The organism is Corallococcus sp. AB049A, assembly GCF_003668885.1.
GTDB classification, from domain to species: domain Bacteria; phylum Myxococcota; class Myxococcia; order Myxococcales; family Myxococcaceae; genus Corallococcus; species Corallococcus interemptor.
Genome location: NZ_RAWL01000948.1, coordinates 1 through 508, shown reverse-complemented (window position 1 = coordinate 508; position 508 = coordinate 1). Strand labels below are relative to the sequence as shown.

The window sequence follows — 508 nt, the reverse complement described above, 5'->3', positions numbered from 1 at the left end:
CTGCTGGGGTGGGCGGCGTGAGTCGCGGGCTCAGGGCAGGAGCACCGGCGGCGCGGCGCGGGCATGGCGCAGGAAGCGGCCCGCGGCTCCGGCCGGCGCATCCACGGGCAGGGCCCAGGAGAACGCGCGCGGGATGCGCAGCCCCGGCACGGGCAGCACCTGGAAGCGGCCCAGGGACAGCTCGACGTCGATGCTCCAGCGGGACAAGAGCGCCACGCCCAGGCCCAGCGACACGGCCCGCTTGATGGCCTCGGTGCTTCCCAGCTGGAGGTCTCCCCGCCGGGGCCCCTTGCGCACGCCCGCCTTGCGCAGGGCCCGGTCCAGGACGGCGCGGGTGCCGGAGCCCTGCTCCCGCCAAAGCAGCGGCACCTCCCGCAGCGCGTCCATGGTGCGGATGCGCAGCCACTCCGCCGGCCCCTGGGCGGAGACCACCGGCACCAGCTCGTCATCCAGATAGCGCTCCAGCCGGATGCCGGGCGCCCGCGCGTGGCCCTCCACCAGCCCCAGC

Annotated in this window: 1 protein-coding gene; it reads right to left on the bottom strand. The window is 76.8% G+C overall.

Annotated features, from left to right (window positions below):
- Positions 1-30: 30 nt before the first annotated feature.
- Positions 31-508 (bottom strand): LysR substrate-binding domain-containing protein (locus D7X55_RS40370; RefSeq protein ID WP_233610416.1); only part of this gene is annotated, 478 nt, incomplete at its 5' end.